21 protein-coding genes are annotated in these 25,386 nt (G+C 65.1%); 13 read left to right on the top strand and 8 right to left on the bottom strand.

The annotated features are described in order from the left end of the window. Positions 1-72: 72 nt before the first annotated feature. From CXY71_RS04385 to secA, 3 genes are all read left to right on the top strand, one after another. The gene (locus tag CXY71_RS04385) at positions 73-765 is read left to right on the top strand and encodes a ComF family protein (RefSeq protein WP_104134464.1); all 693 of its coding nucleotides are present in this window, start codon (positions 73-75) and stop codon (positions 763-765) included. A gap of 122 nt (positions 766-887) precedes the next feature. Beyond that, positions 888-1,592: a ribosome-associated translation inhibitor RaiA gene (gene raiA, locus CXY71_RS04380; protein ID WP_104134463.1), complete on the top strand. Its 705-nt coding sequence runs from the start codon at positions 888-890 to the stop codon at positions 1,590-1,592. Between the two features lie 140 nt (positions 1,593-1,732). Continuing rightward, positions 1,733-4,534, top strand: coding sequence for a preprotein translocase subunit SecA (gene secA / locus CXY71_RS04375; protein WP_104134462.1), 2,802 nt, complete (start codon positions 1,733-1,735; stop codon positions 4,532-4,534). 30 nt (positions 4,535-4,564) lie between these two features. Here secA and CXY71_RS04370 read toward each other — a convergent pair whose 3' ends face one another. Further along, the gene (locus tag CXY71_RS04370) at positions 4,565-5,005 is read right to left on the bottom strand and encodes an Rv3235 family protein (protein ID WP_104134461.1); all 441 of its coding nucleotides are present in this window, start codon (positions 5,003-5,005) and stop codon (positions 4,565-4,567) included. A gap of 130 nt (positions 5,006-5,135) precedes the next feature. Between CXY71_RS04370 and CXY71_RS04365 the strand changes: the two genes are divergently transcribed. From CXY71_RS04365 to CXY71_RS04355, 3 genes are all read left to right on the top strand, one after another. After that, complete coding sequence (locus CXY71_RS04365) at positions 5,136-5,735, top strand: hypothetical protein (protein WP_104134460.1); 600 nt, start codon at positions 5,136-5,138, stop codon at positions 5,733-5,735. 83 nt (positions 5,736-5,818) lie between these two features. Then, positions 5,819-6,448: a hypothetical protein gene (locus tag CXY71_RS04360; protein WP_104134459.1), complete on the top strand. Its 630-nt coding sequence runs from the start codon at positions 5,819-5,821 to the stop codon at positions 6,446-6,448. Further along, positions 6,448-7,710: a regulator gene (locus tag CXY71_RS04355; RefSeq protein WP_104134458.1), complete on the top strand. Its 1,263-nt coding sequence runs from the start codon at positions 6,448-6,450 to the stop codon at positions 7,708-7,710. The genes CXY71_RS04360 and CXY71_RS04355 overlap by 1 nt, the downstream gene beginning before the upstream one ends. Before the next feature lie 64 nt (positions 7,711-7,774). Here CXY71_RS04355 and CXY71_RS04350 read toward each other — a convergent pair whose 3' ends face one another. Then, entirely contained in the window at positions 7,775-9,514 is a 1,740-nt protein-coding gene (locus tag CXY71_RS04350; protein WP_233204394.1) for a DUF5671 domain-containing protein, read from the bottom strand. Continuing rightward, positions 9,514-9,978: a hypothetical protein gene (locus tag CXY71_RS04345; protein ID WP_104134457.1), complete on the bottom strand. Its 465-nt coding sequence runs from the start codon at positions 9,976-9,978 to the stop codon at positions 9,514-9,516. The genes CXY71_RS04350 and CXY71_RS04345 overlap by 1 nt, the downstream gene beginning before the upstream one ends. Positions 9,979-10,057: 79 nt before the next feature. On the opposite strand from CXY71_RS04345, the gene CXY71_RS04340 reads away from it, so the two are divergent. Next, the gene (locus CXY71_RS04340) at positions 10,058-11,551 is read left to right on the top strand and encodes a sensor histidine kinase (protein ID WP_104134477.1); all 1,494 of its coding nucleotides are present in this window, start codon (positions 10,058-10,060) and stop codon (positions 11,549-11,551) included. Positions 11,552-11,785: 234 nt separating this feature from the next. Here the strand turns inward: CXY71_RS04340 and CXY71_RS04335 are convergent, their stop codons facing one another. After that, entirely contained in the window at positions 11,786-12,034 is a 249-nt protein-coding gene (locus tag CXY71_RS04335) for a WhiB family transcriptional regulator (RefSeq protein WP_035837005.1), read from the bottom strand. A 192-nt stretch (positions 12,035-12,226) separates the two neighbouring features. On the opposite strand from CXY71_RS04335, the gene CXY71_RS04330 reads away from it, so the two are divergent. Next, positions 12,227-12,676: a hypothetical protein gene (locus CXY71_RS04330; RefSeq protein WP_233198122.1), complete on the top strand. Its 450-nt coding sequence runs from the start codon at positions 12,227-12,229 to the stop codon at positions 12,674-12,676. Positions 12,677-12,716: 40 nt separating this feature from the next. Here CXY71_RS04330 and bcp read toward each other — a convergent pair whose 3' ends face one another. From bcp to aroA, 3 genes are all read right to left on the bottom strand, one after another. Beyond that, on the bottom strand, positions 12,717-13,196 hold the full coding sequence (bcp, locus tag CXY71_RS04325; RefSeq protein ID WP_104134456.1) for a thioredoxin-dependent thiol peroxidase: 480 nt from the start codon (positions 13,194-13,196) through the stop codon (positions 12,717-12,719). A 167-nt stretch (positions 13,197-13,363) separates the two neighbouring features. Continuing rightward, positions 13,364-14,491, bottom strand: a complete 1,128-nt coding sequence (rsgA, locus tag CXY71_RS04320; protein WP_104134455.1) for a ribosome small subunit-dependent GTPase A — start codon at positions 14,489-14,491, stop codon at positions 13,364-13,366. Next, a complete protein-coding gene (gene aroA / locus CXY71_RS04315) occupies positions 14,492-15,853 on the bottom strand; it encodes a 3-phosphoshikimate 1-carboxyvinyltransferase (protein ID WP_104134454.1) in 1,362 nt (453 codons plus the stop codon). It lies immediately after the preceding gene. Positions 15,854-15,958: 105 nt separating this feature from the next. On the opposite strand from aroA, the gene CXY71_RS04310 reads away from it, so the two are divergent. Together CXY71_RS04310 and CXY71_RS04305 are read left to right on the top strand one after the other, a co-directional pair. Next, positions 15,959-16,687 carry a sigma-70 family RNA polymerase sigma factor gene (locus tag CXY71_RS04310; protein ID WP_104134453.1) on the top strand — a complete coding sequence of 243 codons (729 nt, stop codon included), beginning with the start codon at positions 15,959-15,961 and terminating at the stop codon, positions 16,685-16,687. Then, on the top strand, positions 16,684-16,926 hold the full coding sequence (locus CXY71_RS04305) for a zf-HC2 domain-containing protein (RefSeq protein WP_104134452.1): 243 nt from the start codon (positions 16,684-16,686) through the stop codon (positions 16,924-16,926). Before CXY71_RS04310 ends, CXY71_RS04305 begins: the two co-directional genes overlap by 4 nt. Positions 16,927-17,243: 317 nt before the next feature. Here the strand turns inward: CXY71_RS04305 and CXY71_RS04300 are convergent, their stop codons facing one another. Further along, on the bottom strand, positions 17,244-21,047 hold the full coding sequence (locus tag CXY71_RS04300) for a multifunctional oxoglutarate decarboxylase/oxoglutarate dehydrogenase thiamine pyrophosphate-binding subunit/dihydrolipoyllysine-residue succinyltransferase subunit (RefSeq protein WP_104134475.1): 3,804 nt from the start codon (positions 21,045-21,047) through the stop codon (positions 17,244-17,246). Between the two features lie 182 nt (positions 21,048-21,229). Between CXY71_RS04300 and CXY71_RS04295 the strand changes: the two genes are divergently transcribed. From CXY71_RS04295 to CXY71_RS04285, 3 genes are all read left to right on the top strand, one after another. Beyond that, positions 21,230-22,669 (top strand): GuaB1 family IMP dehydrogenase-related protein, encoded by a 1,440-nt coding sequence (locus CXY71_RS04295; protein ID WP_104134451.1) that lies wholly within the window; start codon positions 21,230-21,232, stop codon positions 22,667-22,669. A 176-nt stretch (positions 22,670-22,845) separates the two neighbouring features. Next, positions 22,846-24,183: a hemolysin family protein gene (locus tag CXY71_RS04290; RefSeq protein WP_104134474.1), complete on the top strand. Its 1,338-nt coding sequence runs from the start codon at positions 22,846-22,848 to the stop codon at positions 24,181-24,183. Continuing rightward, positions 24,180-25,250 carry a hemolysin family protein gene (locus CXY71_RS04285; RefSeq protein WP_104134450.1) on the top strand — a complete coding sequence of 357 codons (1,071 nt, stop codon included), beginning with the start codon at positions 24,180-24,182 and terminating at the stop codon, positions 25,248-25,250. Before CXY71_RS04290 ends, CXY71_RS04285 begins: the two co-directional genes overlap by 4 nt. Positions 25,251-25,386 lie beyond the last annotated feature (136 nt).

The following is a 25,386-nucleotide window of genomic DNA, read 5'->3' as shown; positions in this document are numbered from 1 at the left end:
CGCCGGGCGCGGCCGTCCACCACTCACCCGCTTGCGCCATCCCGCACCCGCAGCATCGGGCACACTGGCGCCATGAGCCACCGGCTGCGTGACCACCTGGCCGCTGCGGCCTTGGATGCCTGGGCGGCGCTGCTGCCCACCTCCTGTAGCGGCTGCGGAGCCGCTGACCGTGCACTGTGCGCGGACTGCCGGCTGGCCCTGCTCCCGGCCGTGCATCCGGTCACCCGCGACGACGCCCGCATCTGGTCGGGGCTCACTTACGAGGGAGTGGCTCGTCACGTGATCGCCGCCTACAAAGACAACGGGCGAACGGATGCCGCCGCCGCACTGGCCGCACCGCTGCGAGCGGCCATCGTGGCCGCGCTCGCTGCCGCACCGAGCCTGCCCGCACTCCACCAGGTCGCGCCGCGCCCGACCGGAATCGAGCTCGTGACCATTCCCTCCTCGCACCGGGCCTGGCAGGTGCGCGGCTACCACCCGGTCGATGCCCTGCTGCATCGCGTCGGCCTGAACCCGGCCCCGTTGCTTGCCCAGCGCGGCGTGGTCAGCGATCAGGTCGGCTTGGGCCGCGCGGAGCGCGCCGCGAACAAAGACCACAGCCTCATCGCCCGACATCCACTCAACGGAGTGGCTGTGATCCTGGTCGACGACATCGTGACCACCGGCGCAACGCTGCTCGAGGCGCGCCGCGCCGTGTTCGCTGCTGGCGGCACCGTCGTTGGCCTGGCCGCACTGGCCGAAACACGGCGTCTGCTGCCGGGATAGCGACCGGTTGCACAAACTGGTTGACAAATACTGTGACTTATCCCATTGCCCCGGCTACGGTGGAGACAAAGGCGCGCAATGATCGCCCGGTTTGTGGGCGGTCCGTCAAACTGGAGGTCGTCATGGAAACTAACATCGTCGGACGCAACCTTGGGATCACTGATCGTTTCCGGGATTACGCGACGGAGAAGGCTGAGAAAATCGCCCTCCTTGCGGAGAAGGCCGTCGCACTCGAAATCAAGGTCAGTCGCCACCACGAGAAGAACGGTGCAGCCGCTGGCAATGACCGGGTTGAACTCACCCTGATCGGCAAGGGTCCGCTCGTTCGGGCCGAAGCAGATGGATCCGACAAGTACGCTGCCTTCGATGTGGCGCTCGGCCGTTTGCTTGAACGCGTTCGCCGCGCCAAGGACCGCAAGAAGGTGCACCGCGGTGGAGCCCACCGCCCCACGTCGCTGCACGAGGCATCCGCGGTCGGGTTCAGTGTCATCGACATCACTCCGGCCAACCCCGAAACGCTCGAGCGGGTGCGCACCGGCGCGATTCCCATCGTGCAAGCGGATGCCCCCGCCGTCGCGGACGAGGAAGAGTACTGCCCCGTCGTCATCCGTCGCAAGGTCTTCGCCGCTGCGCCCATGTCGGTCGACGATGCGCTCTACTTCATGGAGTTGGTCGGGCACGACTTCTACCTGTTCCAGGACATCGAAACCAAGCGTCCGAGTGTGGTCTACCGCCGCAAGGGTTGGGACTATGGAGTCATCGAACTCGATAGTGCTTCGAGTGAGTTGCACGAGGCTGTGCCTGTTGCCAGCGGGCGTGCCAACTGACCAACTAGCATTACCTTAGTTGCCGACCAGGTCGGCGCTCTGGCATCTGCCAGACGAGAGGCGCAGGCGGGTGCTGCGGGAGCGGTTCAATCGAGCTTCCGCAGCGCGTGTCTGCACCGTTTGACTAGTGGAGTACATTCGTGGCGTCAATTCTTGAAAAGGTTCTTCGTGTTGGTGAAGGCCGCGTTCTGCGCCGCCTGGAAAACTACGCGAAGGCCATCAACGCGCTGGAAGAGGACTTCCACGAGCTCACCGACGAGGAACTCAAGAACGAGACCGTCACCCTGCGGGAACGGTACTCCAACGGCGAATCGCTCGACGATCTGCTCCCCGAGGCGTTCGCGGCCGTGCGCGAGGCGAGTACCCGCACCCTGGGGTTGCGGCACTTCGACGTGCAGCTCATGGGTGGGGCAGCACTGCACCTCGGCAACATCGCCGAGATGAAGACCGGCGAGGGCAAGACCCTGGTCGCCACCACTGCCGCCTATCTCAACGCCATCAGCAGCCGCGGCGTGCACGTCATCACGGTCAATGACTACCTGGCGAGTTACCAGAGCGAGCTTATGGGCCGCGTCTTCCGCGCCCTTGGCATGACGACCGGATGCATCGTCTCCGGTCAGACGCCGGCTGCGCGTCGGGAAATGTATGCCGCTGACATCACCTACGGCACCAACAATGAATTCGGTTTCGACTATCTGCGCGACAACATGGCCTGGCAGGCCAGCGATATGGTGCAGCGCGGTCACTACTTCGCCATCGTCGACGAGGTCGACTCGATCCTCATCGACGAGGCACGCACCCCCCTGATCATTTCCGGACCGGCTTCCGGCGAAGCTAACCGCTGGTTCAACGAGTTCGCCAGCCTGGCCAAACGCCTGGTTCCCGACGAAGACTTCGAGGTCGACGAGAAGAAGCGCACCATCGGTGTGCTCGAGCCCGGCATCGAAAAGGTCGAGGATTACCTCGGCATCGACAACCTGTACGAATCGGCCAACACCCCGCTGATCTCGTTCCTGAACAACGCGATCAAGGCGAACGCCCTGTTCAAGAAGGACAAGGACTACGTCGTGATGAACGGCGAGGTGCTCATCGTCGATGAGCACACCGGCCGAATCCTGATGGGCCGTCGATACAACGAGGGCATCCACCAGGCCATCGAAGCCAAGGAGGGCGTCGCGGTCAAGGCCGAGAACCAGACCCTGGCCACGGTCACCCTGCAGAACTACTTCCGCCTCTACTCCAAGATCTCCGGCATGACGGGAACGGCTGAAACCGAGGCCGCCGAGTTCATGAGCACCTACAAGCTCGGCGTGGTGGCCATCCCCACTAACAAACCGATGAAGCGCCTCGACCAGTCCGACCTGATCTACAAGAACGAAGAGTCCAAGTTTCGGCAGGTCGTCGAGGACATCGTCGAGCGCCATGCGGCCGGGCAGCCAGTTCTGGTCGGCACCACGAGCGTGGAAAAGAGTGAATACCTGTCGCGTCTGCTCGCCAAGAAGGGCGTGCGGCACGAGGTGCTCAACGCCAAGAACCACGCCCGTGAGGCCGCGATCGTCGCGCAGGCCGGTCGCCTCGGCTCGGTAACGGTGGCCACCAACATGGCCGGTCGTGGTACCGACGTGATGCTCGGCGGCAACGCCGAATTCATCGCCGTCGCCGAGATGAACGCGAAGGGTCTCAGCCCGATTGACACCCCCGACGAGTATGAACTCGCCTGGGATGACGTCTTCACCGCGGTGAAGGCCGACGTGGCCGCAGAGGCTGACAAGGTCATCGCCGCCGGTGGCCTCTACGTGCTCGGCACCGAACGGCACGAGTCGCGTCGCATCGATAACCAGCTGCGCGGACGCAGCGGTCGTCAGGGTGACCCTGGCGAGAGCCGCTTCTACCTCTCCCTCACCGACGACCTGATGCGCCTGTTCAACGCCGGCGCCGCCGAAGCCCTGATGGGGCGTCAGGGGGTGCCCGACGACATGGCGATTGAGTCGAAGGTCGTCAGCCGGGCCATTCGCAGCGCCCAGTCGCAGGTCGAGGGTCGCAACGCTGAGATTCGCAAGAACGTGCTCAAGTATGACGACGTGCTCAACCGCCAGCGCGAAGCGATCTACGGCGACCGCCGGCACATCCTCGAGGGTGACGACCTGCACGAGCGCACCCAGACCTTTCTCACCAACGTCATCGACGAGGTGCTCGACGTACACGCAGGCGAAGGCAACGGCGACGACTGGGACTTCGATGCCATGTGGACCGAGCTCAAGACGCTCTACCCGGTGGGATTGACCATCGACGAGGTTGTGTCAGAAGCCGGCGACAAGGGCAAGATCAACCGCGACTTCATGCGCCGCGAGATTCTCTCCGACGCCAAGCTCGCCTACACTCGGCGAGAAGAATCCCTCGGCTCTCCGGCCATGCGCGAGCTCGAACGGCGCGTGGTGCTGTCGGTCATCGACCGCCGCTGGCGCGACCACCTGTACGAGATGGATTACCTGAAGGACGGTATCGGCCTGCGCGCGATGGCTCAGCGCGATCCTCTGGTCGAGTACCAGCGTGAAGGCTTCGCCATGTTCCAGCAGATGATGGGACAGATTCGCGAAGAAACGGTCGGATTCCTGTTCAACCTCGACGTCGAGGTGACGGCCGGAGCAGTCGCCGGACCGGTCGTCGCAGCTAAGGGCCTCACCCCAGCCGACGCGCCGGAGGAGAAACTCAGCTACACCGCCCCGAGCGATTCCGGCGGAGTCGAGGTGCGCAACCAACGCGGTCAGATTCAGCAGGCCGCCACCGATCGGGCCAGACGCACGGCCACCGTCGCGGCGAGCGACGACGAGCCGACCGAGCCGGTCGGAGCGCCCCAGCGCGGAGCCTTCGGTCAGAAAACCGAGGGTGCTGCCCCGGTGAACCGGGCGGAGCGTCGCTCGCAGGGTAAGAAAACAACGTAGCGGTTCGGTCGCCTCGGTTTTGGTTGTGCTTTACAGCACGACCAAGACCGAGGCGCGCCACCGCCGGTCCATCCCCTTCAAACAGATCGCGACCGCATAGCTCCGGTGCTGCTCGAACACGACGACGACGGCGTCCAGGCCTCCATTGTCGCGCTTCACCTGGGTGACGTGGCCGATGGCGAGCCGGGGGCGGTCAGCGACCTGGCCGGTGATAGCGCGCGCCCGCGCCGCGATCGACGCTCGAATGCGCAGGTGGGCATAGACGTCGTCGGTCACCCAGCTCGCGAGGTACTCAATCTGCCGGACTCCGGCGATGACCTCGAAGGCGCAGATCGCCAGGGCCCGAAGCAGTGGTTCCGGATCGGGCAGCTCCGCCCGGGTACTCGGTTGGGGACCGAAGAACTCGTCGTCTTCGCTTCGCTCCCGCCGAAGGGCTTGCGCATTCGATTCGCTGCTACCGGGTGACGGCATAATGCCTCCTGACGTCGAGCACGAGCTGCAATGGCGGAAACCTAAGCAGCATTGCTCCGGCACTGTCGAGGGCTTAAAAAGCCTGTGGACAACGCGAGCGAGAACGCCCGGACTCGGCTACTTTCGGTGTGTGCGCTGGGATGATTTGTTTGATGACCTCGAAGGGCAACTCGACTACGAGCTGCAGGCCGAGGTCGCTGACTTGTGCCTGCACGAGGAACGGCAGCGTCTGGAGAAGCTCTCCCTGCGCACTCGGCTGAGCAACGTGGTGCGGTCCGCGAGCCTCGGCAGCGCCCTCCGGCTGCGCGTGGTGCTCGTGTCGGACGAAACGCTCGCGCTTCGTCCGACCGCGCTGGGCCGGGACTGGCTGGCAGCCGACCTGCTCGACTCCCAGAGTACTCGCGGCCAGTGCGTGGTCCCGCTAGCGGCCATCGCCGGAGTCTTGCTCGACGAGGAACAGATCAGGGCGTCGTTGGCCGTGGAATCTGCAGCGACCGGTCGGGGAATCGAACGGGTCGGATTGCCATTCGTGCTTCGCAACTTGTGCCGGCGCCGACGTGCCGTGGAGCTGGATACCCGGGCCGGTGTGGTGGCCGGGACCATCGACCGGGTGGCGCGCGACCACATTGATCTGGCGGTGCATCCGCTCGGAACGTTGCGCCGTGGCCCCGAAATCGCTCACTACCGCATCGTGCCGGTCTGGCAGATCCATGTCATCCGGCTGAAATGACGCTGCCCTGTGGAGAACTTTTCCACCGGGCGGCACGGTGGGCCACGATAAGAGCGAATCCTTCCAGACAAGCGAGGTAGCGGATGATGTCACCCGGTTCCACACGTACGCGCCGCCGCTTCTGGGTGGACCCCCGATTCGTCATCGGCCTCGTGCTCGTCACCGCGTCGATTGTCGGCGTGGGTGTGATCGTTGCCGGCAGTGACCGCACCACGGCGGTGTACACCGCACGCCACACGCTCACCGTCGGCGATCGCCTCACAAAGACCGACCTCGTCGAAACCCGGGTACGGCTGGGCGGAGCCGCCGACCTCTATCTGTCGCCCACGGTCGCGCCCGGCCTGCTGGTCACCCAGACCATTCTGGCCGGGGAACTCGTGGCGCGCTCCGCGGTCGGAGAAGCAGCCGGGGAACTGACGACCAGTGTCGTCGTGGACGTTCCCGGCCGGTTGGCTGCCAGGGTCGTGTCCGGTTCGGTGGTGGACATCTGGTCGGCGCGGGCGACCGGACCAGCCGAATACGCGCCGCCGACGATTCTCGTGGCGCAGGCTGTCGTGGTGCGCATCGTGATCCCGACCGGCATCATCGCCGCCGACAATGGTCAATCCGTGGAATTGCTCGTGCCGAAGGTGAACGTCGCCGACGTGCTTGAAGCGATCATGAACGGTGACGCCCTCGCGATCGTTCCGGTCAACACCCCCGTGGTTCCCTGATGGCCCGGGTCGCGCTCGTGCTGGACCGAGCGACCGAACAACGCATGTTGGCAGACATCATCGAGTGCGGGCACAGTGTGGTGACGCGCGTAGATAGCGCCCGGGATTTTCTGGAAACGCTGTCGCACGGGCAGCCGCACGTCGTCGTGGTCAGCGGTCGGCGGGAATCACTGACCGGCCAGCTGATCGCCGCCTGCGATGAGCGGGGCATCCGGGTCGTCGCCATCGCCGCATCGGAACAGGAACGTCGGCACGCCGCCTCGCTCGGCCTGTACGAAACCGTGGCCATGCCCTGCGACTGGGCGGAGATCGAAGACCTGCTCGTCTCGGGCGTGGTGGTGCCGCTACGCGTGGGGGATCGGCACTTCACCGGCGGCGCGCTCAGTGCCGGCTCCGTCATCGCGGTGTGGGGCCCGTCCGGGGCGCCCGGGCGCACCACGCTGGCCATCAACATTGCGGCCGAAATCGCCGCAGCCGGCCACACCGTGGTGTTGGCAGACGTCGACACCTACGGTGCGTCGATCGCGCCGCGGCTCGGTATGCTCGACGAGGCGCCCGGCTTTGCCGCCGCCTGCCGTCTGGCCGGCAGCGACAGCCTGAACCGCTCAGAACTCGAGCGCATCGCCCAGCGCTACAACTCCCCGAAGGGCGCCTTCTGGGTACTGACCGGTCTCGGCCGGCCGTCTCGGTGGCCGGAACTGTCGACCGAGCGGGTCACCCGCACGATCGATGCGTTGCGACACTGGGTTGATTACGTGGTGCTGGACACCGGATTCAATCTGGAGAGCGACGAGGAATTGAGCAGCGATCTACTAGCACCGCGGCGCAACGCGGCCACGGTGACCGCGCTGCGGATGGCCGACCACGTCGTCGCCTGCGGACTGGCCGACCCAATCGGCATGGCGCGGTTTTTGCGGTCCTGGGTGGATCTGGCCGAGGTCACGACCGGCCGCGCGATGAGTGTTGTGATCAATCAGGTGCGGGCGAGCGCCCTGGGGCTCAATCCGCGTGGGCAGGTCTTGAAAACTCTCAAGCTGCTCGGCAACATCGACTCTGCCGTTCTGGTGCCGCACGATCAGGTCGCTCTCGATACCGCCGTACTGACCGGTCACACCCTGCGGGACGGGGCGCCGAAGTCCCCGGCGCGCGTCAGCATCCGTCGATTTGTGCTCGACGAGCTGATCGTCGCTGCGGTCGGCCAAACCGAGCAGTTGCCGCGTCGGGTGCGCTGGCCTGGCCGTAGGGCTGTCCCGAAGCTCTGATCCGATCGGTATTGATCGATCAAGCCTGTGCTGTTCAGTGCTGTGCTGGTCAGCACTGTGCTGGTCAGTTCTGCAAAGGGATGACGTCGACGCTGCCACCGACGCCCACGACCACGAGCACGCGTGCTACGGTAACTTCGGCGAAGGCGAGGCCGAGTCGCTCGGCCGAGGGCGGGAGGTCGTCGCTCGGGGCAGCGTCGCTCGGTGCGGCTTCGTCGGGGGAGGCCGCGCGCTGCCAGACCGTTACAGCGGCTCCGGTCAGCTCAGCGATGAGGTCGCGGGTCGCGGTCGGGTCGCCGGCCGTGACCAGAATCACCCGGTGGATGGCACGGCCGGGCAGCCCGGCCTCAGCCAGCGCAGCGCGGTCCCTCCGCCACACCGAGAAATGGTAGCCGGCGGCGAGGCCGGTGGCGACGAGCAGCCCCAACGGTGCTCGCACCAGGTCGAGCAGGCTCTGCCGGCTCAGATCATCGAGGGCGAATTCGAAGATGCGGTAGCCGATCACGAGCAGGGTGATGATGGCCACGATCGCGCTGATCCCGAAGATGAGAATGAGGTAGACCCGGCGGCCCGTCACTTGGGCAGACACCGGACCGACCGGGCGCAGCGGCTTCCAGGCGGCCCACCAGACCGGACCACCCACGAGTGCGGCGCTGAGCCCGCCGAGTAGCAGGGAGCGCGTGTCTGACCCGACCACGACCGGTGCTAGGCCGGACAGCAGGGAATTGACGATAATTCCCACCCCGGTCGCCGCAGCCACCAGGCCGAAGCCGGAAACGACGAGGGTGGCGGCCAGCCGGGTCGGCAGCGCTCGTTGCCGCAGCAGACCGTGGTGGTAGGCCCAGACCAGAGCGCCGATCAGAGCTGTCGCCAGAGCGGTGCCGAACGGATCGAGAATATCGTCCAGCGGATGCTCGCGGGCAAAGGCCAGCCGGAACAACACGAACAGCACCGTGCCCGTTCCCACCAGCGACGCGGCAGCTGCGGCTGCGATCCCCAGGATGACGAGGGCAAGATCGGCCAGCACACCGCGCACGAGCTGGGCGCGTTCCCGCATCCACTGCCACCGCCAGATCAGGGTGCCGCCGAGAAACCAGACGACGGCCTGCAGGGCCAGCCGCCACCATGGGGCACCGATGACGATCAAGCTGAGCAGGGCGTCAACGGCCGCATTGATCAGGGATGCGAGCGCGGTCACCGCCCCGACCGCTCCAATGAGCAAGCCGAAAATCGAGCCCAGAATGGGCGCGACGCTTGTCAACTGCGTGGGACTCTTGGACAGGTGTCGGGACATCCACCGGTGCCAGGCCCACACGAGCGTCCAGACCAGCGCGACCGCGAGGGTGCGCGGCTGCCAGTCGCCCCGCACCAGTGCCGACAGGGTCCCCAGCAGGGCAGAAGCTGCGGTCACGAACGCGACCGTCTGTAGGCCGGCGAGATAGAGCCCCCAGGCGATCGACGCCCGCTCCGCACTCGCCATCCGCCGCCACAGCACCCACCAGAGCAGCACGGCGAACGGGCCGGCGATCAGGGTGAAGGCGAGGGACCGTGCAAGCCCTGTCACATCGCCGCCGGCCAGGTTGATGCTGGTATCGAGGGCGCGCCCCAGGAGGCCGCTCAGGCCGATCGCGGCGATGACCACGAGCGCGAATAACAGAATATAGACAACCACTCGGCGTGCCGTCGGGGTTGACGTGCTGCCGGGCTGCCCGGGGGATCGGCGCACGGCGATGACGATGCCGGTCATACCCAGGCCCAGCAGCACGGCGACGAGGACGAGGACTAGGAGAACCACGACGGACATTACTTCGTCACCGTCGGGTTCGGGCAGATGGAAAGCTCCCAGGGAGCTGTCTCGATCAGCCAGGCACCGTTCGCCCTGACCAGGGCGAAATTGCTCTCGAACTCATACTCGGAGGCGCCGAACGGGCCGTCGTTGTAAGACGTGACCAGGGACACGGCGACATCGGCCGTATTGGGCCGAACCGTCGTTGACACCAGTATGACGCGAAGGTTCTCGGTCGAACCGTGTTCGCTGGGCCCACAGCCCACCAAGGCCTCTGCGGTGAGCAGCTCTTCGGCCGCATCTTCGTCACCGGCGATCACGGCCGCAGAATAGGCCTGCACCACGCCTTCCGGGGTAGTCGGGTCGAGCGTCTCCGGTGCGCCGCGGGTGAAGACCACCACCAGGGCGACGAGTACCAGGGCGGCGATAGTGCCGAGGATGACGATCGAGGTACGATTTTTGGTGCTCGCCGGACTGTGCATGTTCTCATCATGAACCCAATGGTGTGGCAGCACCACAGCGGGTGTTGGGAGGAGCGCGCGGGGACTTAGGCTAGTGATCGTGTCGACTCTCAGTGATCTCGTACTTGCCCAGGGCCGCAGCAGCGCGGAAGGCGTGGACTGGCTGCACATGCTTGTTGCCGACGGCCAGCTGCTGGCCGACCTCGCCTTCGCCGATATCGTCGTGTGGGTTCCGGCGCAGTCTGGCGGCTTCGTCGCCGTCGCGCATTCCCGCCCGTCGAGTGCCGCCACGTTGTTCTATCGCGACTTCGTCGGGCAGCAGATCAAAGTCGAGTGGCGCAATCAGGTTACCGAGGCCTTCGAGACCGCCAGGATCGTCGACGCCACCGCTCCCGACTGGTACGAGGAGACGCCTACCCGGGTGCGGGCTATCCCGGTGCTGCGCCGGCTGAGCACGACCGGTGCTGCGGTAACGGATGCCCCGGTGGCGGTGCTGACCTGCCACAGCAACCTGAGCGAGGCGCGCACGCCAGGACGCCAGGAGCTGACCTTCAACGATTGCGCCAACGATCTGTTCGCCATGATCGCGTCCGGTGATTTTCCTGACCTCGGCGCTCCGACCGGTCCGCGCCGCGGCGCGCCACGCGCCTCCGACGGGCTGCTCCGGCTCGATGTCGAAGGACTGACCACCTTTGCCAGCCCCAACGCATTGTCGGCATTCAACCGCATGGGTTTCATCGAGGAACTCGAGGGAGAGTCGCTCGCCGAGGTGACGACCGGCCTGCTCACCGGCATCGCTGTCGTCGACGAGTCGCTGCCACTGGTGGTCACCGGGCGGGCACCGTGGCGCACCGACATCGAAGCGCGCGGCGTGACGGTGTCACTGCGGGCGATTCCCATTCGCAACCGTGGCGAGCGCGTCGGCGCGATCGTGTTGTCGCGAGATGTCACCGAGCTGCGGCATCAGGAACGTGAGCTGATCACCAAAGATGCCACCATCCGGGAGATTCACCACCGGGTCAAGAACAACCTGCAGACCGTCGCCTCGCTGCTGCGGATCCAGGCTCGGCGTACCCAGTCCGATCGGGCCCGCGAGGCGCTGACCCAGGCGATGCGGCGGGTCGCGGCCATTGCCGTCGTGCACGACACCCTGTCCGAGGGACTCAACCAGATCGTCGACTTCGACGCCGTCTTCGAGCGGGTGCTGCTGCTCACGGTGGAGGTCGCATCCGCTCACAATACGACTGTGCATCCCAAGTCGTCGGGCAGTTTCGGCACCCTGCCCAGCGCCTATGCGACGCCACTCGCTCTGGTTTTGACCGAATTGGTCACCAACGCCGTAGAGCACGGCCTCGCCGGGCGCGAGGGTGAGGTGTCGATCGAAGCGCAGCGCAGCGAGGAGACGCTTACCGTCATGGTACGAGACACCGGTTCCGGATTGCCGGAGGGCAAGGTCGGTTCGGGGCTCGGCACCCAGATCGTGCGCACGCTCATTCAGGGCGAGCTCGGCGGCACCATCGACTGGCACACCATGATGGGCAGCGGCACAGAGGTCACGATCGAGATCCCCCTCCGCTTCATGCAGGAGTCCTAGCTTCGGCCACTTCGGCCGAGCCCCGGTGCCCACTCGCCTGCCTCTGCTTGACCGGGCCTGGGCCCGGAAACCGGGCACGGGATGAATTGTGAGCCCGGTTGCGTGAGGTGGACCCGGGCGAGCGGATGCCTGCTCCGCACCCCTTGGTGCCGGCCTGCGGGCAAAAAAAGCGAACCCGCGACCTCCGGAATACCGGATGGCCGCGGGCTCGCGTTCTGTAGTGGTGCCGGCTTGCTAGGAGGCGCGGCGGGCTCGTGCGGCGCGACGCTTGAGCGCACGACGCTCGTCCTCGCTCAGGCCGCCCCAGACTCCCGAGTCCTGACCGGTCTCGAGTGCGTACTGGAGGCATACCTCCGTGACGTTGCAGCGAGCGCACACCGATTTTGCCTTCTCGATCTGGTCCACAGCGGGTCCAGTGTTGCCGACCGGAAAGAAAAGTTCCGGGTCGGCGGTGAGGCAGGCAGCTTTATCGCGCCAGTCCATAGGGATGCTCCTTTTATTACATGGGTGCACGGCCGATTGGCCAGAGTTCCAAGGTGATGGCCGATTGCAGGAAAGTGGGATCTGCGCGATAACCGCGTTGAAACAGCTCACGTCCCTGTGAGCGTCAACCGGGCCTCAAATATCGTCCCATAATAGAGGTATCAAATCAATACTTTTGTATGGCTTTTCGCTGTGAACAGCGACTCTGGTGCGCGGCGCCCAGCTCGGATCGACCTCCGGGCACTTCGTCGTGCCCCCCTACTGGGGGTGTTTGTAGCGCTCGTCGCTCTGGAGGCGCTCGCGCTGTGGGCGCTCACGGCCTGGTGGGTACTCGAACTGCTCATTGACACGCCGAACTCGATGGGCGGTGCGCTCGCCCTGCTGGCATTGACAGCCGTCGCTGCCGTGTGGCTGAGCGCGATTACGGTCGGCGCCCTGCGCAGGCGTCCGTGGATTCGCGGGGCCGCGGTCACCTGGCAGCTCGTGCAGATCATGATCGCCGTCGGCTGCTTCCAAGGCATCTACGCCCGTCCCGACGTCGGCTGGGCCCTGCTCGCCCCCTCGATCTTAGTGCTCGTGCTGGTCTTCACTCCGAAGGTCGTCGCTGCAACCAGTCACGAACCGAAGACCGACGCCGACTGACCGACGCCGACTGACTGCGGCCGCTCCAACCGCCAGCGAGTCAGGCGTCGATGCCGAGTTTCTTGCGCAGGCTGGCAACGTGGCCGGTGGCTTTGACGTTGTACAGGGCATGGGTGATGACGCCAGCTTCGTCGAGCACGAACGTCGACCGCAGCACGCCGGTCACAATCTTGCCGTAGAGGTTCTTCTCGCCCCAGGTACCGTAGGCGCGGTGCACATCGAGCGCGGTGTCGCTCAGTAGCGGAAAGTTCACCGCATCATGCTCCTGGAACTTCTTGAGCTTGGCCGGGGCATCCTTCGAGAGGCCGAGCACCTGGTAGCCCGCCGATTTGAGCGACCCGAGGTTGTCTCGAAAATCGCAGGCCTGGGTCGTGCAGCCGGGGGTCATCGCTGCCGGATAGAAATACACGACCACCTTGCTGCCTGCGAAATCGGCCAGCGAAACGGATGCCCCGTCCTGGTCGGTCAGGGTGAACTGGGGGGCCGTATCGCCGACTGAAAGGCGCGCTGAATCCGTCATGGTTCCATCGTATCCGTGGCCCCACTCGGTCACGTCATACGGCAAAGTCGCGCTGTCGTATGCTGCAAGGGCTGTCTGGCGGTGCTCGCGCGCCTGGCACGCCACCTGCGCGAGCAGTTTATGACCGCGCCAGCAGCAGGAGTGAGCCAACCCGCGCGAGAGCAGACTCAGCGGGCGGGCGCGAACGTGGCGAGCAGCCGCTGCAGCGAGTCGAGTCGCACCCGGCCGGTGTCGCCAAGCTCGCCGGCCTCGACCGCGTCGATGATCGCGCAGTCCGGTGAATCGGGCAGGTGGGTGCAGCCGCGCGGGCAGCGCTCCGCGATGGTGGCTAGGTCGGTGAAGGCCTTGAGAATATTGTCGGTGTTGATATGACCGAGGCCGAAGGAGCGCACGCCGGGGGTGTCGATAACCCAGCCGCGGCCAGCATCCGTTTCCAGACGCAGGGACACCGTCGATGACGAGGTGTGCCGACCACGACCGGTGACGGTGTTGACGACGCCGATGGCCCGGTTGGTGCCGGGCACGAGCGCGTTCACCAGGGTGGACTTGCCGACGCCCGAATGCCCGACGAAGACTGTGTCGTGCCCGACCAACGCAGCCGAGATCTCCTCGATCGGCATGCCGCCCTCGCCGCTTTGGAACACCGGCAGGTCGAGGCCGGCAAAGTTGGCCAGGAACGCGGCGGGGTCGGCGAGGTCTGTCTTGGTGATGCACAGAATGGGTTTCACGCCCGCGTCATAGGCCGCGACCAAATAACGATCCACCAAGCGGATGCGCGGCTCCGGGTTGGCCGCAGCGACTACGATCAGCATCTGGTCGGCATTAGCCACGATCACTCGCTCGACGGCATCGGTGTCGTCGGCGCTCCTCCGAAGCAGGGTATCGCGCGGCACGATGCGCACGATGCGGGCCAGGCTGCCCTCGGCTCCGGTGGTGTCGCCGACGATGTCGACCCGGTCGCCGTTGACGACGGCCTTCTTGCGCAGCTCGCTCGCCCGCGCGGTCGTGATGCGGCGCTCGGTAGGCAGGTTCTCGTCGAGCATGACGGTGTAGCGACCACGGTCTACCGAGAGGATGCGCCCGGTCAGCGCATCCTGATGGCTCGGCCGGGTCTTGGAGCGCGGTTTACTGCCCTTGCGGCCGGGACGCACGCGCACGCTCGACTCGTCGAACTCCGGTTCGTCGTCGTCGGCCAAGGCCCACCAGGTGTCGCCGGGATCGCCGGCGAGGTCCTCGGCAAGATCGTCAGAACCTTCAAGTCCTTCAGAACCGTCAGCGGGCGGCACCAGCGGCATCTACAGCGCCGCTTCGGAGATCATCGCGTGCCACAACTCGGGAAACTGCGGGAGCGTCTTCGCGGTCGTACCGATGTTCTTGACGTCAACACCGGGTACGGCGAGGCCGATCAGCGCCCCGGCCGTCGCCATGCGGTGGTCGTCGTAGCTGAGCCACTGGCCGCCGTGCAGGGGCGCGGGCTCAATCTGCAGGCCGTCGGGCAGCTCGGTGACCTTGCCGCCCAGACGGTTGATCTCGGTCGCCAGCGCGGAGAGACGGTCGGTCTCGTGGTGGCGAATGTGCCCGATACCGGTGATCGTGCTCGGCGACTCGGCCAGGGCGGCGAGGGCGGTGAGGGTGCAGGCGAGTTCGCCGCCGGTGGAAAGATCGAGGTCGACGCCGACGATGTGCTCGCCTCCGGTGACGGTGAGCCGGTCACCGTCGCGCGTGACGATGGCGCCGAACAGCGGCAGCAGCCGCGCGAGGTCGGCGCCGACCTGAGTGGTTTTGGCCGGCCAGCCAGTGATGGTGACACTGCCGCCGGCCACGAGCGCGGCGCAGAGAAAGGGCGCCGCGTTCGACAAATCGGGTTCGATATCGACCGTGCGACCGGCCAGACGACCGGGTGTGACGATCCACTCGCCGACGTTCGGCGTAGAAACGTCGACGCCGCGCGCGCGCAGCACCTCAATTGTCATCTCGATGTGCGGCAGGCTCGGCAGCCGTTCGCCGGAGTGGGTGAGGTGCAGCCCCTCTTCGAAGCGTACGCCGGCCAGCAGCAACCCCGACACGAACTGGCTCGAGCTGCCAGCGTCGATGGTCACGGCGCCGCCAGCGACCGCTCCACGGCCGTGCACGGTGAAGGGCAGGGCTCGCTTACCATCGTCGTTGATATCGCCGCCGAGGTCGCGCAGGGCGCCGATGATGGGCCCCATCGGCCGGCGGCGCGCACCGGCATCGCCGTCGAATGTCGTCGGACCGAGAGCGAGAGCTGCCAGCGGCGGTAGAAAGCGCATAACCGTGCCGGCCAGGCCGCAATCGATCGTGGTAGAGCCAAGCAACTCCTCGGGCGGGGTCACCAGCAGGTCCGCGCCGAAGGTCCCGTCGCCCGCAACGGCCTCGATTGTGGCGCCGAGCTGCCGCAGGGCATCGACCATGAGATCGCTGTCGCGCGAATGCAGTGGCGCGCGAAGCAGAGACGGTTCACTGGCGAGAGTGGACGCGACGAGCTCCCGGTTGGTCAGGCTTTTTGAGCCCGGCAGAGCCAGCACCGCCTGCAATGGCGCGCCGGTGGTCGGCGCCGGCCACCAGACATCCGCTTCGGTCGGTGAGTTGTCGCCGTACGGATCGAACTCCGGCTTGGAATATCTCGAGATCAACATCGGTTATCACAGTAGTCGGTGATATCAATCTGAGGGAGGCCCGCGACGGTGTCGATGCTGCTAGAACGACCCCTGGCCGTGGGGAACGGCCTAGAATTGCCCGTGATGACTTCAGACACGCCCGTGAATTCGGCTACCCGTGCAAGTGATGGCACGGCGAGCGACGACACGACGACCCACGAAACGAATTCGGAATCTCTTCCGATTGACGACACAGAACTGGTTGCACCGACCAAGGCCGAGCTGCGCGAGCAGACGCGCGGGCTGTTCGAAGAACAGGCTCTGCCTTTTCTCGACCAATTGTACGCGGCCGCCATGCGAATGACCCGCAACCCGTCCGATGCTCAGGACCTCGTGCAAGAGACCTTTGTCAAGGCTTTCGCCGCGTTCGCGCAGTACGAGCAGGGCACCAATCTCAAGGCCTGGCTCTACCGTATCCTCACCAACACCTTTATCAACCAGTACCGCAAGAGGCAGCGTGAGCCCTATCAGGGCACCATTGATGAGCTCGAAGACTGGCAGCTGGGCGGGGCCGAATCAACGACCGCCACGTCAGGACGGTCGGCTGAGGCCGAGGCCATCGACCACCTACCGGACAGCGCTGTCAAAGACGCCCTGCAGTCCATTCCCGAAGACTTCAGACTCGCCGTGTACTTCGCCGACGTCGAAGGCTTCTCCTACCAGGAGATCGCTGAAATTATGAAAACACCCATTGGCACAGTAATGAGCCGCCTGCATCGTGGCCGGCGACTCCTGCGCGAGCTCCTGGCCGGTTACGCGGCCGAGCGAGGACTAGGGCAGGGCCAGAAAACATCCGGGAGCGCAAACAAATGACCGATTGTGGTTGCGAGAAGGCCAAGGCCGAACTCGAAGAATACCTGCACAACGAACTCCGCAAGGACGACGCGGCCGACATTCAGGAGCATCTGGCGACGTGCACCGACTGTAGCGCTGAGCACCTGGTCGGACGCACTATGACAGAGGTGATGCAGCGTGCCTGCAAGGAAACCGCGCCCGAAGTTCTGCGCGACCAGGTTCTGTTGAAGCTGCGTGCCCTGCAGGCGTCGCACTAACCGGTCAGGCTCGGGGCGATCGGGACTGCCCAAACAAAAAAACAGCGCCGGTCGGGTCGGCGACCTGATCAAGGGACATGAAGTCGCAGTCTTACGGCTCCCGCAACACCGCCGGCGCGTCTACGTACTCAAACGGCTGTAGCGCGCCCGTCGGGGACGCGGCGAGCTTTGACCAGAGCTTAGAACCGTCGGTGTACCTTGGCAACGCATGGTCAGCGGGAGAGCGGATGCTGCAACCCCCAGGCAACGCCTAGCTTGCGTCGATACAGAACAGGGAGAGTGACTGTCGTCACTCTCCCTGTTCTCACGGGCTCCTGCTACAAAGTCAGCGCATCGCGCTGCAGCTTGGCCTGCTCGACCGCGTGACGCTTGGCCGAACCGGCCGCCGGCGAGGCCGACGCCGGACGGGAGAACAGCCGCATGGCCCGCGGGCCGAGCTTGTTGGTCTCCAGATAGAAGAACGGCCAGGCACCCTGGTTCTCCGGCTCGTCCTGCACCCAGGCCAGTTCGGCATTCGGATACTGGGCAGCGACGTTCTTCAGTTCAACGGCGGGCAGCGGGTAGAACTGCTCGACGCGCACGAGGGCGATCTCGGGGTTCGGGTTCTTCCCGAGTTCGTTCAGCAGGTCGTAGTAGATCTTGCCAGCCATGAACAGCACCCTCTTGACAGCGCCCTTGTCGGCAATGCGCGCGTCGTCGATCACCGTCTCGAACTTGCCGCTGGTCAGTTCGGCAACGGCGCTCGTTGCGCCGCGCAGCCGCAGCATCGACTTGGGCGTGAACACGATCAGCGGACGACGCGGGCGCATATACGCCTGGCGGCGCAGCAGGTGAAAATACGACGCCGGCGTCGACGGACGCGCCACCGTCATGTTTTCTTCGGCGCACAATTGCAAGAATCGTTCGATCCGGGCCGACGAGTGGTCGGGCCCTTGACCCTCATAACCGTGCGGCAGCAGCAGCACAACGGATGACCGCTGACCCCACTTCTGCTCGGCCGAGGACACGAACTCGTCGATGATGCTCTGTGCCCCATTGGCGAAGTCACCGAACTGGGCTTCCCAGAGCACGAGGGCGTCGGCGCGTTCCACCGAGTAGCCGTATTCGAAGCCCATCGCGGCGAATTCGCTCAGCAGCGAGTCGTAGATCCAGAATCGAGCCTGGTTGTCTTTCAAATTGGCCAGTGGCAGCCATTCCTGGCCGTTCACCCGGTCGTGCAGCACCGCGTGACGTTGCACGAACGTGCCGCGGCGGGCATCCTGTCCGGCGAACCGCACCGGGGTACCCTCGACCAACAGTGAGCCGAGCGCGAGCAGCTCGCCGAAGCTCCAGTCGATGTTGCCGTTACGGCTCATGTCGAGACGCTTTTGCAAGAGCTGCTGCAGCTTGTTGTGCACGGTGAAGCCGACCGGCTTGTTGTTGAACGCGTCCCCGATCAGGTGAATGACGCTCTCTGGAACACCGGTGGTCTCTGGTTCGCCAGCGGCATCCTCACGCGCTTGTGCCTCGGCGTCGGCCTTGGCCTTCGCAGCCACTTCGGGCGTGATGATCGGGATCGACGCGGTTTGCGCGGCGTGGGTCTCGAGGAACGCACGTTCGAGGCGGTCCTGGAAGTCGCGGTGGGCGGCTTCGTATTCTTCCTCGGTAATGTCGCCACGGCCGACCAGCGCCTCGGTGTAAAGCTTGCGCACGCTGCGCTTGGCTTCGACCAGGTTGTACATCAACGGCTGGGTCATTGAGGGGTCGTCGCCCTCATTGTGGCCACGACGGCGGTAGCAGATGAGGTCGACGACGACATCTTTCTTGAATTCCTGACGGTAGGCGAAGGCGAGTTCGCCGGCCCGCACCACGGCTTCTGGATCATCGCCGTTGACGTGGAAGATCGGCGCCTGAATGGTCTTGGCCACGTCGGTGGCGTAGACGCTGGTGCGGGCATCCTGTGGCAGGGTGGTGAATCCGAGCTGGTTGTTGACCACAATGTGGATTGTGCCGCCGGTGCGGTAGCCGCGCAGCTGGGACATCTGCAGGGTTTCGAACACAACGCCCTGACCGGCCATCGCGGCATCGCCGTGGATGAGGATGGGCAGGGTAGAGAAGGTGCCGATCGGCTTACGGTCCTGCTTGGCGCGCACGATACCTTCAAGCACGCCGTCGCCGGCCTCGAGGTGCGAGGGGTTCGCGGCGAGCGAGACCGGAATCTCGGCGCCGTCCTCACCACGGAACATACCCGTGGTGCCGAGGTGGTACTTCACGTCGCCCGAGCCGTGCACGGTGCGGGGGTCCTGGGTACCCTCGAACTCGCGAAAGATTTCGCCGTAAGTCTTGCCGGCGATGTTGGTAAGCACGTTCAGCCGGCCACGGTGCGCCATGCCGATCGCGACCTCGTCGAGGCCTTGCTCGGCAGCGCCCTGCAGAATCGTATCGAGCAGCGGAATGGTGCACTCGCCGCCCTCGAGGCTGAAACGCTTCTGACCGACGTACTTGGTTTGCAGGAACGTCTCGAACGCCTCGGCTTCGTTGAGCTTGCCCAGAATGCGCATCTGCTCGTGGTGCGTGGGTTTGACGTACGACTTCTCCATCTTTTCCTGCACCCATTTGCGCTGGGCCGGATCCTGGATGTGCATGTACTCGATGCCAGTGGTGCGGCAATACGAGTCGCGCAGCACACCAAGAATATCGCGCAGCTGCATCTGGCGCTTTGATCCGAAACCGCCGGTCACAAAGGACCGGTCGAGGTCCCAGAAGGTGAGCCCGTGTGTGGCGATGTCGAGGTCGGGATGGCTACGCTGCGAGTACTCGAGCGGGTCGATGTCGGCCATCAGGTGGCCGCGCACGCGGAACGAGTTGATCAGTTCCTGAACGCGGGCGGTTTTGTCGACGGCGCTTGCGAGGTCGACGCTGATGTCAGGAGCCCAGTGGATCGGGTCGTACGGAATGCGCAGCGCCGAAAAGATCTCTTCATAGAAATTGTGCTGACCGATCAAAAGCTCGTGCACGATCTTGAGGAACTCGCCGGAACCGGCACCCTGAATGACACGGTGGTCGTAGGTGCTGGTGAGAGTGATGGTCTTGGAGATGGCCAGGCCGGTGAGTGTCTTGACGCTCGAGCCCTGGAACTCGGCTGGGTAATCGAGGGCGCCGGCGCCGATGATGCAGCCCTGGCCCTTCATGAGGCGGGGCACGGAGTGCACGGTGCCGATGCCGCCCGGATTGGTCAGCGACAGCGTCGCGCCGGCGAAGTCGTCGGCGGTGAGTTTATTCTGGCGGGCGCGGGTGACGAGGTCCTCATATGCGGCTAGGTATTCACCGAAGGTCATGGTGTCGGCACGCTTGATGGCCGGAACCAGCAAAGCGCGGGTGCCGTCGGGCTTGGGCATGTCGATGGCCAGGCCCATGCCAACGTGGGCCGGGGCGACGACCGAGGGCTTGCCGTCGATCTCGTTGTAGTAAACGTTTTGGCTGGGGAACATCTTGAGCGCGCGAATCAGCGCCCAGCCGATCAGGTGGGTGAAACTGACCTTGCCGCCGCGTGCCCGCTTCATGTGGTTGTTCATGACGATGCGGTTGTCGATGAGCAGCTTGGCCGGAATAGTGCGCACGCTGGTCGCGGTCGGCACTGTCAGGCTCGTGACCATGTTGGTCGCGAGCGACTTCGCCATGCCGCGCAGCGGCGAGACCTTGTCTTGCTTGACCGGCGCTGACTCGTCGGTAACGATGGTCTGCGGGCTAGTGACGGGGGCGTCGGCGGGAACCGGAGCCGGCTTCGGCGCGCTCGAGGTAGTGCGGGCCGTCGGCTGATTCTCGGTTACCGGTACTGCCGGTGCTCCTGCTGGTGTGGCGGCGACCGGTGCGGCGGCGGGCGCTACTGTGTCGGGCACTACTGCGGCGGCGGTCGGCGCCGGTGAAACGGATGCTGCTGGAGTTGCTGCGGAGGTAGCATCCGCTGGAATGGGAGTATTCGCGGTCTGGTGATAGCTCTCCAACACCGGCCACCACGACTCATCAACCAAGTTCTTGTCGATCAGGAATCGTTCGTATAATTCGTCAACGAGCCACTCGTTTGCTCCGAATTCGCCTGACGTTGTCTCGTCAGAAGCTCCACCGGTTACCTGGCTTGACACCGTGGGATCGCCCACTCTCTGCTTTGAATTTGGATGCCCTCGGCAAGGTCCGTTGCCGGGTCATTCTGCGCTTTCATTGAGCCTGTCGCTGACGATCGTGACCGCCAGGTCAGTCTTATTGACCAGCCTAATCCCATCCCACGCGACCACTAACACCGTGTCGAACGGCTAGCGTTCTTGGTATGCAGTTCTATGGAACGACGCCCGGCCATGATTTGACCTACTCCGATGTGTTTTTAGTGCCCGGCCAATCGGCTGTCACCAGTCGTTTGGACGTCTCTCTGGCCCCGAATGACGGCACGGGTGCGACGATTCCGATCATTTCGGCGAATATGAACTCGGTAACCGGACCGCGCCTGGCTGCCTCGCTGGCCCGCCGCGGGGGTCTCGGGGTGCTCCCGCAGGACATGCCGTTGCAGGACCTCGATGCCGCTATTCGCTGGGTTAAAGACCAATCGGTTCGTTTCGACACGCCGTTCACTTTCGCCCCGGACGACACCGTCGAGATGGCCCTGCGACAGGTTCCGGCCTCGCCTGGCCAGGGAATTGTCATCCACTCCACCGATGGAGATTACCTGGGCTGCATCGTCGCCAGCCGGCTGGCGACCGCGCTACCCGATGCGCGCCTCGGCGATCTGCTGCACGGTGAACTCGCCGCGCTCGATGCCGACGATGTCGAGGGGCCGCGCCGCGCCTTCGATCTGATGACCGAGGCCGACATTGATTTCGCGCCAGTGCTGCACCACGGCACCGTGGTTGGAACGCTTAGCCGCAAGAGTGCCCTGCGTTCCACCCTGTACCAGCCGACACTGGACGCCCACGGCCGGCTCAAGGTTGCTGCCGCGCTCGGCATCAACGGCGACGTCGCCGCCAAGGCCCGCGCCCTCGCTGCCGCCGGCGTCGACATTCTGGTGATCGACACCGCGCACGGCCACCAGGACGCCATGCTGCGCGCCCTCGGTATCGTCGCCGACCTGAACCTCGGGCTTCCGATCGTGGCCGGCAACGTCGTCACCAAGGATGCAGTGCGCGACCTGGTCGGCGCCGGCGCCACGATCATCAAGGTGGGAGTCGGCCCCGGCGCCATGTGCACCACCCGCATGATGACCGCCGTTGGCCGGCCCCAGTTCTCGGCCGTGCTCGAAACGGCCACCGCGGCGCGTGAGCACGGCGCGCACGTCTGGGCCGACGGGGGAGTGCGCTACCCGCGAGACGTGGCCCTCGCATTGGCCGCTGGAGCGGCATCCGTCATGATCGGTTCCTGGTTCGCCGGCACGACCGAGGCGCCAGGGACGTTAAACACGGATGCCCGCGGCGCGCTCTACAAGGAAAGCTGGGGAATGGCCTCGACCAAGGCCGTACAGGCGCGCTTCGAGCGCCTCGACGCCTACGACCTCGCCCGCAAGACCCTGTTCGCGGAGGGAATCTCGAGCTCGAAGATCTACCTCGACCCGCTGCGGCCGTCGATCGAGGACCTGCTCGACATGATCACCTCGGGCGTGCGCTCGTCGTTCACCTACGCCGGTGCTACCACCATCGCCGACTTTCACGAGAAAGCGCTCGTCGGCATCCAGTCGGCGGCCGGGTACGAAGAGGGCAAGGCGCTGCCGGTCTCCTGGTAGGTGTACCCCAGTACCCCGGGTGGCTTTTGTACGGTGCTGGCTGGTGTGACCGGGCGCGCAGGCAGGTGCGCCCGGTATACTCGGAGGAATAATGGATGACCCTCCCACCGCTGAACCCTCGTCTCACAAACTCTTGCCCGTGACTGCCGGCGGTGAAATCCTTGTCTGAGCTGATCATGCTCGGGTTCGGCCTCATCCTCACGGTGGGAACGGGCATCTTCGTCGCCAGTGAATTTGCCCTGGTGAATCTCGATCGCGCCGACCTTGAAGCGCGACGCGATCGCGGGGAAACCCGTCTCGCTATGACCATCGCGGCGCTGAAAATCACCTCCACTCACCTGTCGAGTGCGCAATTGGGCATCACCCTGACCACTCTGCTGACCGGCTACACGATCGAACCAGCCCTCTCGTCCCTGCTGCGGGGCCCGCTTACCGCGGCCGGGCTGCCGGTTGACCTGGTTCCTGTCTTCGGCACCACGATCGCCATCGTCTCGGCGACCCTCGTGTCGATGGTCATCGGCGAATTGGTCCCGAAGAATTTTGCGCTCGCGTTGCCGATTCCGACCGCTCGGTTGGTCATTCCGTTTCAGACCGTGTTCACCGCCGTGTTCAAACCGGCCGTGCTCGTGCTCAACAACAGCGCCAACGGCCTGTTGCGCGCGTTCGGCATCGAACCCAAGGAGGAGCTCTCGGGTGCCCGCACCGCTGAAGAGCTCTCCTCGCTCGTGCGCCGGTCGGCCAGCGCAGGGCTGCTCGAGAAAGACACCGCGACCCTCCTGCGCCGCACGCTGATGTTCTCTGGACACACCGCCTCCGATGTCATGACGCCGCGCCCGCGGGTCGCGAGTATCCACCGTACCGATTCGGCACAGAACATTATCGACCTCGCGCGCTCCACCGGTTTTTCCCGGTTCCCGGTCGTCGACGAGAGCGTCGACGACGTCGCGGGTGTCGTGCACGTCAAGCAGGCGGTGGCCGTGCCGCGCAATCGGCGAGCGGATGTGCCGGTGTCTGCTCTGCAGACCGACCCGGTTCGCGTGCCCGAAACGATGAAGCTCGACGACCTTCTCGGCGAGTTGCGCGGTCGTGGCTATCAGATGGCGATCGTCGTCGACGAATACGGCGGAACTGCCGGCGTCGTCACGCTGGAGGACCTGGTCGAGGAACTGGTCGGTGAGGTCGCCGACGAGCACGACCGGGCCAGGGCTGGCGTCGTGCGCTCGCCCGACTCGCTGACCTTTCCCGGCATGCTGCGGCCGGATGAACTGCTCGATCGCACCGGTGTCATCGTGCCGGAACAGGGACCCTACGAGACGGTGGCTGGTTTTGTGATGAGTGAGCTGGGGCGGTTGCCGGTCATCGGCGACTGTGTGCCGGTGCAGGGCGGATTCCTCACCGTTGAGCGCCTGGAAGGGCGTCGCATCGACCGACTGCGTTTCACTCCGGAGATGATACCGGAACCGGCATCATCGCCCGAACCCAAGACTGATCGAAGGAAGGTGAGTGACCGATGAGCGACTGGGCCGGACTTGCCTGGTTGGTCGTGCTGCTCGCCGCCAACGCTTTCTTCGTCGGAGCCGAATTTGCCGTCATTTCGGCGCGCCGCTCGCAGATCGAACCGCTCGCCGAAGCCGGAAAACGCAGTGCCAAAACCGCACTCTGGGCGATGGAACACGCAACGCTCATGCTCGCGACCTCCCAACTGGGCATCACGGTCTGTTCGCTGCTCATTTTGAACGTCTCCGAACCGGCGATCCACCATCTGCTCGAGGTGCCGCTGGCTCTGACCGGCCTGCCCGAGGCTCTGATCGGCACGATCGCCTTCATCGTCGCGCTGCTGCTGGTGTCCTACCTGCATGTGGTGTTCGGTGAGATGGTACCGAAGAACCTGTCCTTCTCGGTCCCCGACCAGGCCGTGTTGCTGCTTGCTCCGCCGCTCGTGTTCGTCGCGCGCGTCTTTCGCCCAGTAATCGTCACACTCAACGCCTGCGCGAATGGTGCGCTGCGCCTGTTTGGCGTGCAGCCGAAGAACGAGGCGACGAGTGCTTACACGCTCGACGAGGTCGCCACGATCATCACACAGTCCACAAAGGAAGGTGTGCTCAGCGACGGGACCGGCGCCCTGACCGCGGCATTCGAGTTCACCAACCTCAAGGTGCGCGATGTCGCCGTTGGCCTGTCCAAACTGGTCAGCTTGCCCGAGTCGGCTACCCCGGCCGATGTAGAGAGGGCCGTCACCCGCCACGGGTTCTCGCGGTATGTGCTGGCCGATGCTGAGGGGTATCTCACCGGATACGTGCATTTGAAGGACATTCTCGACCTCGATATGGCGTCTGCCGGTGCTGCAACTCTCGCCGAACCGGACAGCTACTCGGGGCGGATTCCGGCCAAACGCATCCGTGCCCTGATTTCGATCTTTGAAGACACCGACCTCGAAGATGCCCTCGCCACCATGCGTCGCTCTGGCGCGCACCTCGCGCGCTCGTTCACCGCAGAGGGCGAGACCACCGGGGTGCTCTTTCTCGAGGACATCATCGAGGAGCTCGTCGGCGAAGTGCAAGACGCCACCCGCCGCGAGTAGCCCGCGCAGCTCGGGGATCTCGATCGCTCGCAATCTCGCGCCTCGATCGGCGAGTCGCCGGAGCGTGCAGAGTACGCAAAAGACGGTCGCCACCCGCATGATTCGCGTGGTGACGGCCGTCTTCAGTGGATGCGTT

The sequence above is a fragment of the Cryobacterium sp. Y62 genome, from assembly GCF_002929785.1.
Lineage (GTDB): Bacteria > Actinomycetota > Actinomycetes > Actinomycetales > Microbacteriaceae > Cryobacterium.
This window is presented reverse-complemented; position numbering and strand designations above follow the sequence as displayed.